Raw genomic sequence first — 15,740 nt, 5'->3', positions numbered from 1 at the left:
GAACACGACGTGGAATTAAAGAACTTTTTCGCCCAGGACGACCAAGGCAACAAGTTGCCAGGTGCGACTTGTTATCTTTATCAGCGCGGTACTGAAAGCCCGGTACTTGGAATGTTGAAGGCCAATGGTATTGAGTTGGTGAACCCATTCTTTGCCGATAAGAACGGTTTGGTTCAGCTCGCTGCGCCTAATGGCTTGTACGACATACGAGTGGTAAGTGGTGCAAGAGATTATCGCTTGCAACTGCAGTTCAATGATGTGACCGAAACAGTCGAAGCCGCTGAGGCCGCTGCTTTGCGTGCAGAGACGGCCCAAGATGCTGCAGTGATTGCAGTGGGAGTAAAAGACGATGTCGCTCACGGATTGGCTACCACTTCACCAGGTGAAAACTTCCAAGCCCTGAGTCCTGGGTCGGATAAGTACGTCACCATCTATAAAAACAAAGGTAGTGGTGTTGCAGAACCATTGGCTAGTTACCCGAACACCAAGGCTGTCACGGATTTGACAGATGATTACCAGACCACGATTGCGAAAGGTGATTCGAATCGCTCTCTGTATTGGGGCGGCATCTTGTCGAAGTCTGGCATGGTAGGTGTTGCCTTCCGCAAAACCGATGGCCATCCGATTTTTGCCGATGGACGTGACCTGCTCGGTGATGTTTCAGCTCTACGCAGTCGGATAAAAACAGTGAGGGCTCTACGCAGCGGCGTTTTGATGGGGTTTGCAACACCATCCGGTCGTCTCTTAGGGCATTTTGATGCACACACCGGTGCCTGGATAACGGGAGGTCGTGACGCGTTGGCAGAGATAGATCTAGTGAACGTGCGTCTGCAGGCGGTGGAGGGCGCGCTGGGCAATCCACTCGCTGATTTCCCTATTGCTGACTGGGCGATGTGGGGGGATTCACTTGTCGCACCTGGCTCATCGGGTGATTGGGTGTCTAAATTCGCCGCGTCCATCAGTGTCAATGCCTATAACGGCGGGCAAGGGGGGGAAGGTATTCGGCAGATAGCGGCGAGACATGGTGCGGTTCCTGCGCTAATGACCGTCGTAGGTGGGGTCATTCCCGCGTCCGGGCCCGTGGCGGTAACCACCAACGCCTACTTTCCAGCCTCCAACGGAAGGAGCACCCTCGGGTCACTTTCTGGAGTTTCGGGAACATATGCGCGCTCAGCGGACGGCTTGTCTGCGACTTTCACCCGGACAACTCCCGGCGCAGCGACACCAAGTTCGGCGAACTCAAAATTCACGCCTCTCTTCGGCGCAGTTATGCGAGACCGGAACATCATTTTTTTGGCGGGTCGTAACTCGTTCCTGTACGGAGCGGACCCGTTCGAAACAATCCAATGTATGCGGCAAATGATTGACTACCTTACCCCACGGGTGAAGCGGGTCATGATTTTCGAAATCCCTCCTAAGAACACTGAGGTCATTGGGAGTAATGATCGAAAGACCCTGGACACTATCAACACACTTCTGAAGACATCCTTCCCGGAATACTTTGTTGATATGGCGTCTTGGTTGCGCACGCAGGCAGCGGCTACAGCCGCTGGAATTACTTTTACCCCGCAGGACTTAACGGATATTGCAAATGGAGTTACGCCAACTTCATTTACCTCAGACGGACTTCACTTTACTCAGCCATGCGGTACAGCCATTGCTTACCGCACCCAGCAAGAAGCTATTAAACGAGGATGGATTGCATGAGCACTTTTATGTTTGCGGACAGTGACCCTATCCAGCCTGCTGCGGGGATGCCCTACCTGGAGAAGGATGGGGCCATCTTGCGGGGAGTTACCAAGGCGTTTTTTGACTACTCGAACCCAGAGACTTACGCCGGGACTGGCCCATTGGCCATTGGTGTGGTGTTCAATAATCTTGTGGAAGGTGGAGGCTCCGGTGGTGTTACGGGCGCAGGTGGTACAACTTTCCCTCCGATTTATCACGGGACTGTACGCACCTTGGGTATGGTTACAGGCGCCAACGGTTCGAACCTGACGCTACCCACCTCTTTTATGCTGTCTGGGACGTCTACCCGCTTCTTGAGTGTCTTCTGGCTGCGCATGTCCAAGGTGGGCTGGCCTGCGGTTTCTACCCCAAAAGGTCTGATGGGATGGGGGAGTGGATCGCCTGCCGCTACGCAATACGCTGTGACAGTGGTTTTCGATGCCACTGGAGCGGTTAGCGCTCTGCGCTGGACTGTTTACGGAATGTCTGGGGTTACGGTGCAGACGATTCAACTCCAAGTAACTAGCGCTGCGGTACTCGATAAGATTCTAGATGGGACGCTGCATCAAATCGGTTGTGCGTTCGAAATCATTGGCGGGGTGGGTATTCCGTCGCTGTACGTGGACGGGGAGTTGGTTGCTACTGGAGTAGGCGGTGCTATTGCAGCGCTTAACGTAGTTGCGACGCAGGGTCAGCTCTTTGGCTTGTCCGCGGCCGGTAGCGTAACTCAGCCGGGCTACCATGAACTGGACACCCGCATTGGACGGCCTCAGTTGCACGACCTCACGTCCCACCCTGAAATTGCCTTCACCGACATTCTTAAGCGAGACAAGAACTCTGCATACGGATACTTGAGCTGATAGGTCGGCCCCGGGCCTGTCCGCTTACACGGCTGGCTTCAACCACTAAGCATCATCCCCCGCCAAGTGCGGGGTTTTTTATAACTGGAGGAAAATGCAGAAAGCCCGCAACTAATCGGGTCGTATCTTGTGTTTTATGTAAAAAGTATCGTCACCCTCTAATTATACCCCTGCTGAGTAGGTGTTAGGAGTATTTGAGCGCCCAGTCTGAAAATTTATTTAATGCCATTCAAATGCGCTCGTGCGGGCTCAGGTGGGGTGTGTGGCGGGTCATTTGCACCAGGTGCGGCAGATACTTGCCCGATTGGTCGGCAAGTGGTGGCGTTGGTCTGAAAAATCGTCGCGGAAAGAAAAATTCCAAAGAAAAAGCACTTATCCCCCTCCCGCCGACGGGCCTTGTGTCCTTTTTTTGTGCAAATTCAACTGTAGTGCAAACCATCCTGCAGACCAGGCGGGCCGTGGGGCTCTGCAGCCGATCGTCATTTGCACAGAATGCAAAGTTTTGACAAGAAATGCAGCGCGCTTGCACAGAGGCACACGGCGCGGTCAGTGAAGCGGTTGCGGCCAAGTGCCCGGATTCATTGGGCGAAAAATTTTAAAACTCAGGTTTCGATGGGTTTTCAAAAACGCGCACGATCTTTTTGCGGCTGGTATTGGTGATGAGCGGGGGAAGGCTGAATTCCCTGTAGGCCGCGTGCTGCGTGGCTTTGCGCTATATCGCTCGGTTGCACGGGCTTTCACTGCTTGGTGGGGTTTATTGGTGAGCGAGCGACGGGGCAGGGGGAGTGCTGAAAATAAGCTTTTCTAGGTAACCCCCTCCAGACGCGTATGTTGTGTCGGGAGTGTATGAAAGCGGCTGAAAACCCCGTGTTTACTGGGTTTGGTCAAATACAGTCTGAGTGTATAAAACTGTATGTGTAAATCACTGTGTAAAAAAAGCCTTATAAATCAAGGGTTTGAGAATTTATTATCTTACAGTCAAAAACTGTAAGCCAAAAACGGCTAGCAGACACTTTGCTTACAGTCTTGAGGATGGGTAAAGCCCTTTGTTTATAAGGCTTACAGAGAACTTATGAATCTCACTTACACTTCTTACATGTTTTTGAGGTCAGGCCCAGAGATTTTTTTCCCTCGCATAGGGTGGGTGTGGGTGATGCGTGGGCACTCAGGTTTGGGCTTTAGAAATCGGGCCTATCACAGGCGCCTATCTCGCTGGCTGGCCTAGTCGCTTGCGGTAGCTGCTAGGCGCGTAGGCAGTGTTTGCGGTTACGCCAACTTTACGCCAGGCGAAAAAAAAGTCCTTGATAATCAAGGACTTTCTTCATTGTCTTGGTGCCCCGAGGGAGACTCGAACTCCCACTTCTTGCGAAAACGGATTTTGAATCCGCCGCGTCTACCAATTCCGCCATCAGGGCTCAATGGCGGCGAAGTATAGAGATGACATTTAGGTCGGTCAACAACTTATTGGTCTATTTTTACTAAGTCCGTTAAACTCCCCGGCCCTGCTAGACGAAACCTATCATGCGCGTTGCTGACTTTACTTTCGAGCTCCCTGATTCACTCATCGCACGCCATCCTTTGGCGGAGCGCCGTAACAGTCGCCTGCTGACCCTGGATGGGGAGAGTGGCGCACTGGCACATCGTCAATTCACTGATTTGCTTGAGCATTTGCGCCCAGGCGATTTGATGGTGTTTAACAATACCCGGGTGATTCCAGCCCGCTTGTTCGGCCAAAAGGCGTCGGGCGGCAAGCTGGAAATTCTGGTTGAGCGGGTGCTCGACAGTCATCGGGTGCTGGCGCATGTGCGCTCCAGCAAGTCGCCAAAACCAGGCTCAAAAATCCTCATTGATGGCGGTGGCGAAGCTGAGATGCTGGCCCGCCACGATGCGTTGTTTGAGTTGGGCTTTACCGATGAGGTGTTGCCGCTGCTCGATCGCGTCGGGCATATGCCGCTGCCGCCGTATATCGACCGCCCGGACGAAGGTGCCGACCGCGAGCGTTATCAAACGGTCTACGCTCAGCGCCTGGGCGCCGTGGCCGCGCCGACCGCGGGGCTGCACTTTGATGAGCCGCTGATGCAGGCCATCGCTGCCAAGGGCGTCGAAACGGCGTTTGTCACGCTGCACGTGGGCGCGGGTACGTTCCAGCCGGTGCGCGTTGAGCGCCTTGAAGACCATCACATGCACACGGAATGGCTCGAAGTCGGCCAGGATGTGGTCGATGCCGTGGCGGCGTGCCGTGCGCGTGGCGGGCGGGTGATTGCGGTGGGCACCACCAGTGTGCGCTCGCTGGAAAGCGCGGCGCGTGACGGTGTGCTGAAGCCGTTCAGTGGCGACACTGACATTTTCATCTTCCCGGGCCGCCCGTTTCATGTGGTCGATGCCCTGGTGACGAACTTCCATTTGCCGGAATCCACGCTGTTGATGCTGGTTTCGGCGTTCGCCGGTTATCCCGAAACCATGGCGGCCTATAAGGCTGCGGTTGAGCATGGATACCGCTTCTTTAGTTACGGTGATGCAATGTTCATCACCCGCAATCCCGCGCCGACGGCTCCAGCCCCGGCCCCAGAGGATCAAGCATGAGCAACTGTCGTATGTCCTTCGAGCTGCTGGCCACTGATGGCAAGGCTCGTCGTGGTCGCCTGACCTTCCCCCGTGGTGTGGTTGAAACCCCGGCTTTCATGCCTGTGGGCACCTATGGCACGGTCAAGGGCATGCTGCCGCGTGACATTGAAGCCATCGGCGCGCAGATGATTCTGGGCAACACCTTCCACCTGTGGCTGCGCCCGGGCACTGAGGTGATCAAGAAGCACGGCGACTTGCACGATTTTATGAAGTGGCAAGGTCCGATCCTGACCGACTCCGGTGGTTTCCAGGTGTTCAGCCTGGGCGCCATGCGCAAGATTAAAGAAGAGGGCGTGACCTTTGCGTCCCCGGTTGACGGCGCCAAGGTGTTCATGGGGCCGGAAGAGTCGATGCAGGTTCAGCGTGACCTGGGCTCTGACGTAGTGATGATTTTTGACGAATGCACCCCGTACCCGGCCGATGAAGACGTGGCTCGTGTGTCCATGGAGCTGTCGCTGCGTTGGGCGCAGCGCTCGAAAATCGCCCATGGCGACAACACCGCAGCCTTGTTCGGCATCGTTCAGGGCGGCATGCACCAGAACCTGCGTGAGCGTTCGCTCGAAGGCCTGAACAAAATCGGCTTCGACGGCCTGGCCATCGGTGGTCTGTCGGTAGGCGAGCCCAAGCACGAGATGATCAAGGTGCTGGATTACCTGCCCGCGATGATGCCTGCTGACAAACCTCGTTACCTTATGGGGGTTGGCAAGCCAGAAGATCTGGTGGAGGGTGTGCGCCGCGGTGTGGACATGTTCGATTGCGTGATGCCAACCCGCAATGCCCGCAATGGGCATCTGTTTATTGACACGGGTGTTTTGAAGATCCGCAATGCGTTCCATCGCCATGATGATTCGCCGCTGGATCCGACCTGCGATTGCTATACCTGCCAGAACTTCTCTCGCGCTTATCTGCATCATCTGGACAAGTGCGGCGAAATGCTGGGTAGCATGCTCAATACCATCCACAATTTACGGCACTATCAGGTGCTGATGGCTGGTTTGCGCGAGGCTATTCAACAGGGTACATTGGCCACCTTTGTCGATGCCTTCTATGCCAAGCGCGGGCTTCCTGTGCCGCCTTTGGACTAAGTTTCGTACCTCTAAGAACCAACATTGCAACTGGAGTGCTTAATGAGCTTTTTCATCTCTTCCGCTTTCGCGGACGGTGCAGCACCTGCCGCTGCTGCCCCAATGGGCGGCGGCTTTGAATGGATTTTCCTGGTCGGCTTCCTGGTCATCTTCTATCTGATGATCTGGCGTCCACAAGCCAAGCGCGCCAAAGAGCAGAAGGCCCTGTTGGGTAACCTGCAAAAAGGTGATGAGGTTGTGACCACTGGCGGTATCGCCGGCAAAATCACTAAAGTTTCCGACGCTTTTGTTGTCATCGAAGTGTCTGACACTGTAGAGCTGAAAATTCAGAAGGGCTCGGTTGCAGCCACGCTGCCTAAAGGCACGCTGAAAGCGATCTAAGTTTCAACTTTTAACAATCGACGGGGCGCGCAAGGCGCCCCGCGTTTTAAGCGGGCGGCGTGATTGATGCTGAACAAATACCCTCTGTGGAAATACATACTGATCCTGGCAGTGCTGGCGATCGGTTTTATTTATTCCGCTCCCAATCTGTACCCGGATGACCCGGCCATTCAGGTGTCGGGTGCGAGCACGGCATTGCAGGTGACTGAAGCTGATCTGGACCGTGCAAGCAAGGCGCTGACCGACGACGGTATCGTTGTCAAAGGTGCTTCCCTGGCTCAGAACGGCAAAACCGGTTTGCTGCGTCTGGCCAAGAAAGACGACCAGTTGCCAGCCAAGGATGTTGTGCGTAAAGCGTTGGGTGATGACTTTGTCGTTGCGCTCAACCTGGCGCAGACAACGCCTCAGTGGCTGCGTAGCCTAGGTGCTCACCCAATGAAATTGGGTCTGGACTTGTCGGGTGGTGTGCACTTCTTGCTGGAAGTGGACATGGACAAAGCCGTTGATGCACGCATGAAAGTGTACGAAGGCGATGTCAAAAGCCTGCTGCGTAAAGAGAAAGTGCGTTACCGCAGCCTGCCGCAACTCAATGGTGCCATTCAGCTGGGTTTCAGCGATGAAGCAACCCGTGAGCAAGCGCGCGGCCTGATCCGCAAAAACTTCAATGACTTCGACGTAACGGCAGCGGACCTCAATGGCCAGCCGGTTCTGCGTCTGGCGATGACCCCGGCCAAGCTGGCGGAAATCCGTGAATACTCCATCAAGCAAAACCTGACAACCGTCCGTAACCGGGTTAACGAGTTGGGTGTTGCCGAGCCTCTGGTTCAGCGTCAGGGTGCCAACCGCATCGTGGTTGAGCTGCCGGGCGTACAAGACACCGCCGAAGCCAAGCGTATTCTGGGCAAGACGGCCAACCTTGAGTTCCGTCTGGCCGCTGAGCCGGGCGCATCGAAAGCCACTTCCGAGACTTTCGAATTCCGCGAGGGCAATCGTCCTGCCGCCCAGATCGAGCGCAGCTTGATCATTACGGGTGACCAGGTGACTGACGCTCAGGCGGGCTTTGACGAGCACGGCCGTCCCCAGGTGAACATCAAGCTTGATGGTCATGGTGGCGAGCTGATGAGCCGTTCGACGCGCAGCAACGTGGGTCGCAGCATGGCGGTCATCTTCATCGAGCAACGCCCGGTGACGACCTACACCAAGCAAGTGGTTGACGGTGTTGAGAAGGACGTACCGGTTCAGTCGTTCAAAGAAGACAAAAAGATCATCAGCCTGGCGACCATTCAGTCGCCGCTGGGCAGTCAGTTCCGGATCACCGGTCTGAATGGTCAGGGTGAAGCGTCGGAACTTGCACTGCTGTTGCGTGCCGGTGGTCTGGCGGCACCGATGTACTTCGCTGAAGAGCGCACCATTGGCCCGAGCCTGGGTGCGGACAACATTGCCAAAGGTGTTGATGCTTCGCTGTGGGGCATGCTGTTTGTGTCGATCTTCATCATCGCCATCTACCGCTTCTTCGGTGTGATCGCGACGGTGGCGTTGGCGGGCAACATGGTCTTGCTGCTGGCTCTGATGTCGATTCTGGGTGCAACCCTGACCCTGCCGGGTATTGCCGGTATCGTGCTGACGATGGGTATGGCGGTCGACGCCAACGTACTGATCTTCTCGCGTATTCGTGAGGAAATTGCGAATGGTCTGACACCGCAGCGGGCGATCAATGAAGGCTTCAATCGTGCATTCACGGCGATTGTCGACTCCAACCTGACAACCCTGTTGGTCGGCGGGATTCTGTTCGCCATGGGTACCGGGCCGGTTAAAGGCTTTGCGGTCACCATGTCGCTCGGTATCTTCACCTCTATGTTCACGGCCATTATGGTGACCCGAGCATTGGTCAACCTGATCTACGGCGGTCGGGACTTCAAGAAGTTGTGGATTTAAGGGGCTGCCATGTTACGTACTATCAACTTCATGGGCGTGCGCAACGTTGCGTTCGGCGTCACTGTGCTGCTTACCGTGCTGGCGCTGTTCAGCATGTTCCACAAGGGCATGAACTACGGCCTGGACTTCACCGGCGGTACGCTCATCGAGCTGACCTACGAGAAGCCGGCTGATCTGACCAAAGTGCGTGATGAGCTGGCTACGGCCGGCTTCCACGACGCCGTGGTACAGAGCTTTGGTGCGACAACCGACCTGCTGGTGCGGATGCCGGGTGATGACCCGCTACTGGGCAACAAGGTAGCGGCGGCGCTGGGCGAGGCCGACTCGGCCAACCCTGCGGTCATCAAGCGCGTTGAGTTCGTCGGCCCGCAGGTCGGTGAAGAGCTGCGCGACCAGGGCGGCCTCGGCATGCTGATGGCGCTGGGCGGCATTATGCTGTACCTGGCCTTCCGCTTTCAGTGGAAGTTCGCGGTCGGTGCGATCGTTTCTCTGGTGCACGACGTGATCGTGACCATGGGCGTGCTGTCGTTCTTCCAGATCACCTTCGACCTGACGGTGCTGGCAGCGGTGCTGGCGATTATTGGTTACTCGCTCAACGACACCATCGTGGTATTCGACCGGGTTCGTGAGAACTTCCGGGTACTGCGCAAGGCGACGCTGATTGAGAACATTAATATTTCGACCACGCAAACCCTGCTGCGTACCGTGGCAACCTCGGTGTCGACTTTGCTGGCCATTGCCGCACTGTTGATCTTTGGTGGCGACAACCTGTGGGGCTTCTCGATTGCCCTGTTTGTGGGCGTGATGGCGGGTACTTACTCGTCGATCTACATCGCCAACGTGGTGTTGATCTGGCTCAAGCTAAGCGCCGAGGATTTGATTCCTCCTGCGGCGAGCGAGAAGGAAATCGACGACCGTCCATAACGTTCTGTTAATCCCGGTGGTCACCTAAAAGGCGCGAGTATTGAACTCGCGCCTTTTTTTATGCTCCAAGGCTGGGAGTGATGGATGTAGGAATATTCCTACTTGTGATGGTCTGGAGGTTCACGTGAACAAGTCTTTGCTGGTAGGTGCGGTGTTGGGGGCTGTCGGTGTCACTGCCGGTGGCGCTTTTGCCACTTACAGCTTGGTTAAAGGCCCTGAGTCTGCTCAGGTGTTGGCTGTTCAGCCGGTCTCGCAGCAAATTAAAACCCCGCGTGAGGTGTGTAAAGACGTGACTGTCACGCGCCGTGCGCCGGTCAAGGATGAGCACCAAATCGTCGGCAGTGTGATTGGTGCGGTGGCGGGTGGCCTGCTGGGTAATCAGGTCGGTGGCGGTAGCGGCAAAAAAATTGCCACTGTAGCGGGTGCCTTGGGCGGTGGTTACGCCGGTAACCGGGTGCAGGAAGGGATGCAGGAGCGTGACACGTACACCACGACGCAAACGCGCTGTAACACCGTCAACGACATCAGTGAAAAGGTGGTCGGTTATGACGTGCGCTACACGCTTAATGGCAAGGAAGGCAAAGTGCGTATGGATCACGAGCCGGGCAATGAAATTGCCGTGGATAAGCAGGGCAACTTGATCCTGAATTAATGCGCTGATCCGTAGGAGCGAGCTTGCCTCGCGATCTTTTAAAAGATCAATAGATCGCGAGGCAATCGAGCGTCGACCGGCTGCTCATACAGTTAAAGCAGGCCAAAAAAAAGCACCTCGAAAGGTGCTTTTTTTGTGCGCGGCGTTCGCTTAGCGTTTCAGCGAGGCCGGCAGGTGTGGCTGGATTGCAGTCAGCACGGCTTTGAAGCACTTGGTGTTGCCGGCAACGATGTGGCCTTTTTCAAGGAAGTCGTGGCTACCGGTGAAATCGCTGACGAGGCCGCCAGCTTCCTGGATCAGCAGTGCGCCTGCTGCCATGTCCCACTCGGACAGGCCCGACTCCCAGAATGCGTCAAAACGACCGGCGGCCACGTAGGCCAGGTCCAGGCTGGCAGCGCCTGCGCGGCGGATGCCTGCAGTTTGGCCGACCAGGCTGCGGAACATGCCCAGGTAGTTATCCAGGTTGTCCATTTGGTTGTCGCGGAACGGGAAGCCGGTACCCAGCAGGGCGCCTTCAAGGCTGGTGCGACCGCTGACGCGCAGACGGCGACCGTTCAGTTGGGCGCCACGGCCACGGCTGGCAGTGAATTCTTCTTGGCGAACCGGGTCGAGAACAACGGCGTGCTCCAGGCGGCCACGGTATTTACAGGCGATGCTGACAGCGAAGTGAGGTACGCCGCGCAGGAAGTTGGTGGTGCCATCCAGTGGGTCGATGATCCAGAGGTAGTCTGCACCTTCGCCGCTGCCTGCGTGCAGGCCGGTTTCTTCACCGAGAATGCCGTGCGTCGGGTAGGCCTTACGCAAGGCGTCGATAATTTTCTGTTCAGCAGCACGATCGACTTCAGAGACGTAATCCTTGGCGTCTTTTTCGTCAACCTTGATGGTATCCAGGCGCTCGATGGAGCGGAAAATCAATTCACTGGCGCTGCGGGCGGCGCGCAGCGCGATATTCAGCATGGGCTGCATGGACGTTTCACCTAGGTCGTTAAAGAAAGCCGGACATTCTAACAGAAAATTTTGGCAGATGAAGGTTTGCGTTTGCTTACGTAGCTTAAGGTGATGGGCTTAGGTAAGATTTGCTCCCTTTTACCGGTCTGTGAGCGCTCCCATTGCTGTCTAATATTCGTGTCGTTCTGGTCAATACCAGCCATCCCGGCAACATCGGCGGTGCTGCGCGAGCCATGAAAAACATGGGGTTGTCGCGTTTGGTGCTGGTCGAGCCAAGGGTCTTTCCGCACCACGAGGCCGATGCTCGGGCGTCCGGCGCGGGCGATATTCTTGAAAATGCGCAAGTCGTCGCTTCATTGGAAGACGCGCTGGTAGGCTGCAATCTGGTGCTGGGTACCAGTGCCCGTGACCGCCGTATCCCTTGGCCGCTGCTGGACCCGCGCGAATGTGGGCAAAAAGTCGTCGAAGAGGCAGGGCAGGGCGCTGAAATCGCGTTGGTGTTCGGTCGTGAAGACTCCGGCCTGACCAACGAAGAGCTGCAGCGCTGTCATTATCACGTGCACATCCCGTCCGACCCTGAGTTCAGTTCCCTGAACCTGGGCGCAGCCGTGCAGGTGTTGAGCTACGAGATCCGCATGGCCTGGCTGGCCGCGCAAGGTCAGCCGAGCAAGATTGAAAAAGAAGAAGTCGCCTCCACTAAAAGCACTGAGCTGGCGACCATGGATGAGCTGGAGCGCTTTTACGAGCATCTGGAGCAGACATTGGTGGCTATCGAATTCCTCGATCCGGAAAAACCGCGTCATCTGATGGCGCGCCTGCGCAGGCTGTACGGTCGCAGCTCGGTCAGTCGTGCGGAAATGAACATTTTGCGTGGCATTCTCACCGAAACCCAAAAAGCGGCCCGTGGCGAGCTGCTAAAGCGCAAGGATTAATGATGTTCGAGCGTCTGCGTGAAGATATTCAAAGCGTTTTCCATCGTGACCCGGCGGCGCGCAATGCTTTCGAAGTGTTGACGTGCTACCCGGGCATGCATGCGATCTGGATTCATCGCCTCTCGGGCATGTTGTGGGGCGCGGGCTGGAAGTGGCTTGCGCGCCTGGTGTCGAACTTTGGCCGCTGGCTGACCGGGATTGAAATTCATCCGGGTGCCAAGGTCGGGCGTCGTTTCTTTATCGACCACGGCATGGGCATTGTGATCGGTGAGACCGCTGAAATCGGTGATGACGTAACCCTATATCAGGGCGTAACCCTGGGCGGCACCAGTTGGAACAAAGGCAAGCGCCACCCGACACTGGAAAACGGTGTGGTGGTCGGTGCGGGCGCCAAGGTACTGGGCCCGTTTACCGTCGGTGCGGGGGCCAAAGTAGGCTCCAATGCGGTGGTGACCAAGGCGGTACCTGCGGGCGCGACCGTGGTCGGCATTCCGGGCCGGATCATCGTCAAAAGTGATGATGAGGCCGAGGCGAAGCGCAAAGCCATGGCCGAGAAAATCGGCTTTGATGCTTATGGTGTGAGCGAAGACATGCCAGACCCGGTGGCGCGTGCCATTGCCCAGTTGCTGGACCACTTGCAGGCGGTTGACGGCAAGTTGGACGGCATGTGCGGGGCCTTGAAAGACTTGGGCAGCCCTTATTGCGCCAAAGAACTGCCAGAGCTGCGCGAAGAAGACTTCGCCTGCGTCCAGGGCAAGGACGAAAGCAAAGCGGTGTAATTGGCCGGTGGGAGCGGGCTTGCTCGCGATAGCCTCTACGCGGTTTGCATGAAGCGCCGCGTCGAAGCCATCGCGGGCAAGCCCGCTCCCACATTGATTGTGTGTGGCCGTTGGATCTGCTTCATGTGCCATTACGCCGCAGACCCTGCTACAATGCCGCCGCTCTTTGCGGGTAATCCCGACTAAAGTACTAGGTCTAATAGTTGACTTAAACAGTCGGGAATAGCATACTCGCCTCCATTCCGAATTCCGTGGTACCTGTCCATGAGACTGACTACAAAAGGCCGCTACGCCGTAACTGCAATGCTCGATTTAGCGTTGCACGCACAGCACGGGCCGGTGTCCCTGGCTGATATTTCCGAGCGCCAGGGCATCTCTCTTTCCTACCTTGAGCAACTGTTCGCCAAATTGCGCCGCAGCAGCCTGGTCTCCAGCGTTCGTGGCCCTGGCGGCGGCTATCAGCTGTCGCGCGACATGCAAGGTATTCAGGTTGCCCAGGTGATTGATGCAGTGAACGAATCGGTCGACGCCACGCGCTGCCAGGGCCTTGGCGATTGCCATGCCGGCGACACGTGCCTGACCCACCACCTGTGGTGCGATTTGAGTCTGCAAATCCACGAATTTCTCAGTGGTATCAGCTTGGCTGATCTTGTTACTCGCCGTGAGGTACAAGAAGTAGCCCAGCGTCAGGATCAGCGCCGCTGTAATGGCAAAGCGCCGCACCTGGATAAGATCGAAGCGTCCGCCGTCGAGTGATTGCATAAAAACGACGGTGCGCCAGCCAGCCTGATTTAGGAGATAGTCCATGAAATTGCCGATTTACCTTGATTACTCAGCCACCACCCCGGTTGATCCGCGCGTTGCCCAAAAAATGAGCGACTGCCTGCTGGTTGACGGGAACTTCGGTAACCCGGCTTCGCGCTCTCACGTCTTTGGCTGGAAAGCTGAAGAAGCGGTAGAAAACGCTCGCCGTCAGGTTGCTGATCTGGTTAACGCCGACCCGCGTGAAATTGTCTGGACCTCCGGTGCGACCGAAGCGAACAACCTGGCAATCAAAGGTGCAGCACACTTCTATGCCTCCAAGGGCAAGCACCTGATCACCGACAAAATTGAGCACAAAGCCGTTCTCGACACCATGCGTCAGCTGGAGCGTGAAGGTTTTGAAGTGACTTACATCGAGCCAGGTGAAGATGGTCTGGTCACCCCTGCCATGGTTGAAGCTGCACTGCGTGAAGACACCATTCTGGTGTCGATCATGCACGTCAACAACGAAATCGGCACCATCAACGACATCGCAGCCATTGGCGAGCTGACTCGCTCGCGCGGCGTGTTGTTCCATGTGGACGCTGCCCAGTCGACCGGCAAGGTTGAAATCGACCTGGCCAAGCTGAAAGTGGACCTGATGTCCTTCTCGGCTCACAAAACCTACGGCCCTAAAGGCATCGGCGCACTGTACGTAAGCCGCAAGCCTCGCGTGCGTATCGAAGCGGCCATGCACGGCGGCGGTCACGAGCGCGGCATGCGTTCGGGCACCTTGGCCACCCACCAGATCGTGGGCATGGGTGAAGCGTTCCAGATCGCCAAAGAAGAAATGGCCGCCGAAAACGTCCGCATCAAAGCCTTGAGCGACCGTTTCTTCAAGCAAGTTGAACACCTTGAAGAGCTGTACGTTAACGGCAGCATGACCGCCCGCGTTCCGCACAACCTGAACCTGAGCTTCAACTACGTTGAAGGCGAGTCGCTGATCATGGCGCTCAAGGATCTGGCAGTATCGTCCGGTTCGGCGTGCACGTCTGCTTCCCTTGAGCCGTCCTATGTATTGCGCGCCCTGGGCCGCAATGACGAACTGGCACACAGCTCGATCCGTTTCACCTTCGGCCGTTTCACCACTGAAGAAGAAATCGACTACGCCGCGCAGAAGGTTTGCGAGGCTGTTACCAAGCTGCGCGCCCTGTCGCCGCTGTGGGACATGTACAAAGACGGCATCGACATTTCGAAAATCGAATGGGCGGCGCACTAATAACTTAAGTCGCCGCAAGCAGACGCTGCAGAACGCAGCGAATAGCAGTTTTACAGCGTCTGAAGAGCGACTCTGATGAGTGAGGATTAGTACCATGGCTTACAGCGAAAAGGTCATTGACCACTACGAAAACCCGCGCAACGTCGGCAAGATGGACGCGGAAGACCCGGATGTCGGTACCGGCATGGTGGGTGCACCGGCCTGCGGCGACGTCATGCGTCTGCAAATCAAAGTGAACGAGCAAGGCATCATTGAAGATGCCAAGTTCAAGACCTATGGTTGCGGTTCGGCAATTGCTTCCAGTTCCCTGGCAACCGAGTGGATGAAAGGCAAGACTCTGGATGAAGCAGAGACCATCAAGAACACTCAGTTGGCTGAAGAACTGGCCTTGCCACCTGTAAAAATTCACTGCTCGGTACTCGCAGAAGACGCCATCAAGGCCGCCGTTCGCGATTACAAGCAGAAGAAAGGTTTGATCTGACCCGAATGGCCCGTGCCTTAGATGGCAGGGGCCGGTGATGATACTGGCGAGAGGTAAGGAGTCACGATGGCTATCAGCATGACAGAGGCGGCGGCCAAGCATATTCGCCGCTCCCTTGATGGGCGCGGCAAAGGTGAGGGGATTCGTCTGGGTGTTCGCACCACGGGCTGTTCCGGTCTTGCCTATGTGCTGGAGTTTGTCGATGAAGTGGGCGCAGAAGATCAAGTCTTCGAAACCCATGGCGAAAAAGTGATCATTGATCCTAAAAGCCTGACCTACCTTGACGGCACCGAGCTTGACTTCGTCAAGGAAGGCCTCAACGAAGGCTTCAAGTTCAATAACCCCAACGTGCGCGGCGAATGTGGCTGCGGCGAGAGCTTCAACATCTGA

15 protein-coding genes and 1 tRNA gene are annotated in these 15,740 nt (G+C 56.3%); 14 read left to right on the top strand and 2 right to left on the bottom strand.

The window, feature by feature from the left end; genetic code table 11:
• Nucleotides 1-9 precede the first annotated feature (9 nt).
• Both QMX84_RS01150 and QMX84_RS01145 read left to right on the top strand, forming a co-directional pair.
• Nucleotides 10-1,707 carry a hypothetical protein gene (locus QMX84_RS01150; RefSeq protein ID WP_282362887.1) on the top strand — a complete coding sequence of 566 codons (1,698 nt, stop codon included), beginning with the start codon at nt 10-12 and terminating at the stop codon, nt 1,705-1,707.
• Nucleotides 1,704-2,588: a hypothetical protein gene (locus QMX84_RS01145; RefSeq protein ID WP_282362886.1), complete on the top strand. Its 885-nt coding sequence runs from the start codon at nt 1,704-1,706 to the stop codon at nt 2,586-2,588. The genes QMX84_RS01150 and QMX84_RS01145 overlap by 4 nt, the downstream gene beginning before the upstream one ends.
• A 1,330-nt stretch (nt 2,589-3,918) precedes the next feature.
• Here the strand turns inward: QMX84_RS01145 and QMX84_RS01140 are convergent.
• A tRNA-Leu gene (locus QMX84_RS01140) sits at nt 3,919-4,003 on the bottom strand.
• Nucleotides 4,004-4,109: 106 nt separating this feature from the next.
• On the opposite strand from QMX84_RS01140, the gene queA reads away from it, so the two are divergent.
• From queA to QMX84_RS01110, 6 genes are all read left to right on the top strand, one after another.
• Entirely contained in the window at nt 4,110-5,171 is a 1,062-nt protein-coding gene (gene queA, locus QMX84_RS01135; protein WP_048367107.1) for a tRNA preQ1(34) S-adenosylmethionine ribosyltransferase-isomerase QueA, read from the top strand.
• Nucleotides 5,172-5,182: 11 nt separating this feature from the next.
• Nucleotides 5,183-6,298, top strand: a complete 1,116-nt coding sequence (gene tgt / locus QMX84_RS01130; RefSeq protein WP_082148614.1) for a tRNA guanosine(34) transglycosylase Tgt — start codon at nt 5,183-5,185, stop codon at nt 6,296-6,298.
• Between the two features lie 42 nt (nt 6,299-6,340).
• Complete coding sequence (gene yajC / locus QMX84_RS01125) at nt 6,341-6,679, top strand: preprotein translocase subunit YajC (RefSeq protein WP_048385865.1); 339 nt, start codon at nt 6,341-6,343, stop codon at nt 6,677-6,679.
• A gap of 66 nt (nt 6,680-6,745) precedes the next feature.
• Nucleotides 6,746-8,614 (top strand): protein translocase subunit SecD, encoded by a 1,869-nt coding sequence (gene secD, locus QMX84_RS01120; protein ID WP_048385866.1) that lies wholly within the window; start codon nt 6,746-6,748, stop codon nt 8,612-8,614.
• A gap of 9 nt (nt 8,615-8,623) precedes the next feature.
• Nucleotides 8,624-9,538, top strand: coding sequence for a protein translocase subunit SecF (secF, locus tag QMX84_RS01115; protein WP_153350430.1), 915 nt, complete (start codon nt 8,624-8,626; stop codon nt 9,536-9,538).
• A gap of 124 nt (nt 9,539-9,662) precedes the next feature.
• Nucleotides 9,663-10,190: a glycine zipper 2TM domain-containing protein gene (locus QMX84_RS01110; protein ID WP_048367100.1), complete on the top strand. Its 528-nt coding sequence runs from the start codon at nt 9,663-9,665 to the stop codon at nt 10,188-10,190.
• Nucleotides 10,191-10,340: 150 nt separating this feature from the next.
• On the opposite strand, the gene suhB is transcribed toward QMX84_RS01110, so the two are convergent.
• Entirely contained in the window at nt 10,341-11,156 is an 816-nt protein-coding gene (gene suhB, locus QMX84_RS01105; protein WP_047273836.1) for an inositol-phosphate phosphatase, read from the bottom strand.
• Between the two features lie 143 nt (nt 11,157-11,299).
• On the opposite strand from suhB, the gene trmJ reads away from it, so the two are divergent.
• The 6 genes from trmJ to iscA all read left to right on the top strand — a co-directional run bounded on the left by trmJ (nt 11,300) and on the right by iscA (nt 15,740).
• Nucleotides 11,300-12,070, top strand: coding sequence for a tRNA (cytosine(32)/uridine(32)-2'-O)-methyltransferase TrmJ (trmJ, locus tag QMX84_RS01100; protein ID WP_048367099.1), 771 nt, complete (start codon nt 11,300-11,302; stop codon nt 12,068-12,070).
• A gap of 2 nt (nt 12,071-12,072) precedes the next feature.
• Complete coding sequence (gene cysE / locus QMX84_RS01095) at nt 12,073-12,849, top strand: serine O-acetyltransferase (protein ID WP_048385870.1); 777 nt, start codon at nt 12,073-12,075, stop codon at nt 12,847-12,849.
• 264 nt (nt 12,850-13,113) lie between these two features.
• Nucleotides 13,114-13,605 (top strand): Fe-S cluster assembly transcriptional regulator IscR, encoded by a 492-nt coding sequence (gene iscR / locus QMX84_RS01090; RefSeq protein ID WP_047273839.1) that lies wholly within the window; start codon nt 13,114-13,116, stop codon nt 13,603-13,605.
• Between the two features lie 49 nt (nt 13,606-13,654).
• Nucleotides 13,655-14,869, top strand: a complete 1,215-nt coding sequence (locus QMX84_RS01085; RefSeq protein ID WP_048367095.1) for an IscS subfamily cysteine desulfurase — start codon at nt 13,655-13,657, stop codon at nt 14,867-14,869.
• Nucleotides 14,870-14,963: 94 nt separating this feature from the next.
• Nucleotides 14,964-15,350 (top strand): Fe-S cluster assembly scaffold IscU, encoded by a 387-nt coding sequence (iscU, locus tag QMX84_RS01080; protein WP_003443374.1) that lies wholly within the window; start codon nt 14,964-14,966, stop codon nt 15,348-15,350.
• A 66-nt stretch (nt 15,351-15,416) separates the two neighbouring features.
• A complete protein-coding gene (iscA, locus tag QMX84_RS01075) occupies nt 15,417-15,740 on the top strand; it encodes an iron-sulfur cluster assembly protein IscA (protein WP_153328862.1) in 324 nt (107 codons plus the stop codon).

Origin of the sequence: Pseudomonas sp. PS01297, assembly GCF_029959305.1 — a bacterium.
In the GTDB taxonomy this organism is placed as follows: domain Bacteria; phylum Pseudomonadota; class Gammaproteobacteria; order Pseudomonadales; family Pseudomonadaceae; genus Aquipseudomonas; species Aquipseudomonas helleri.
This window is presented reverse-complemented; position numbering and strand designations above follow the sequence as displayed.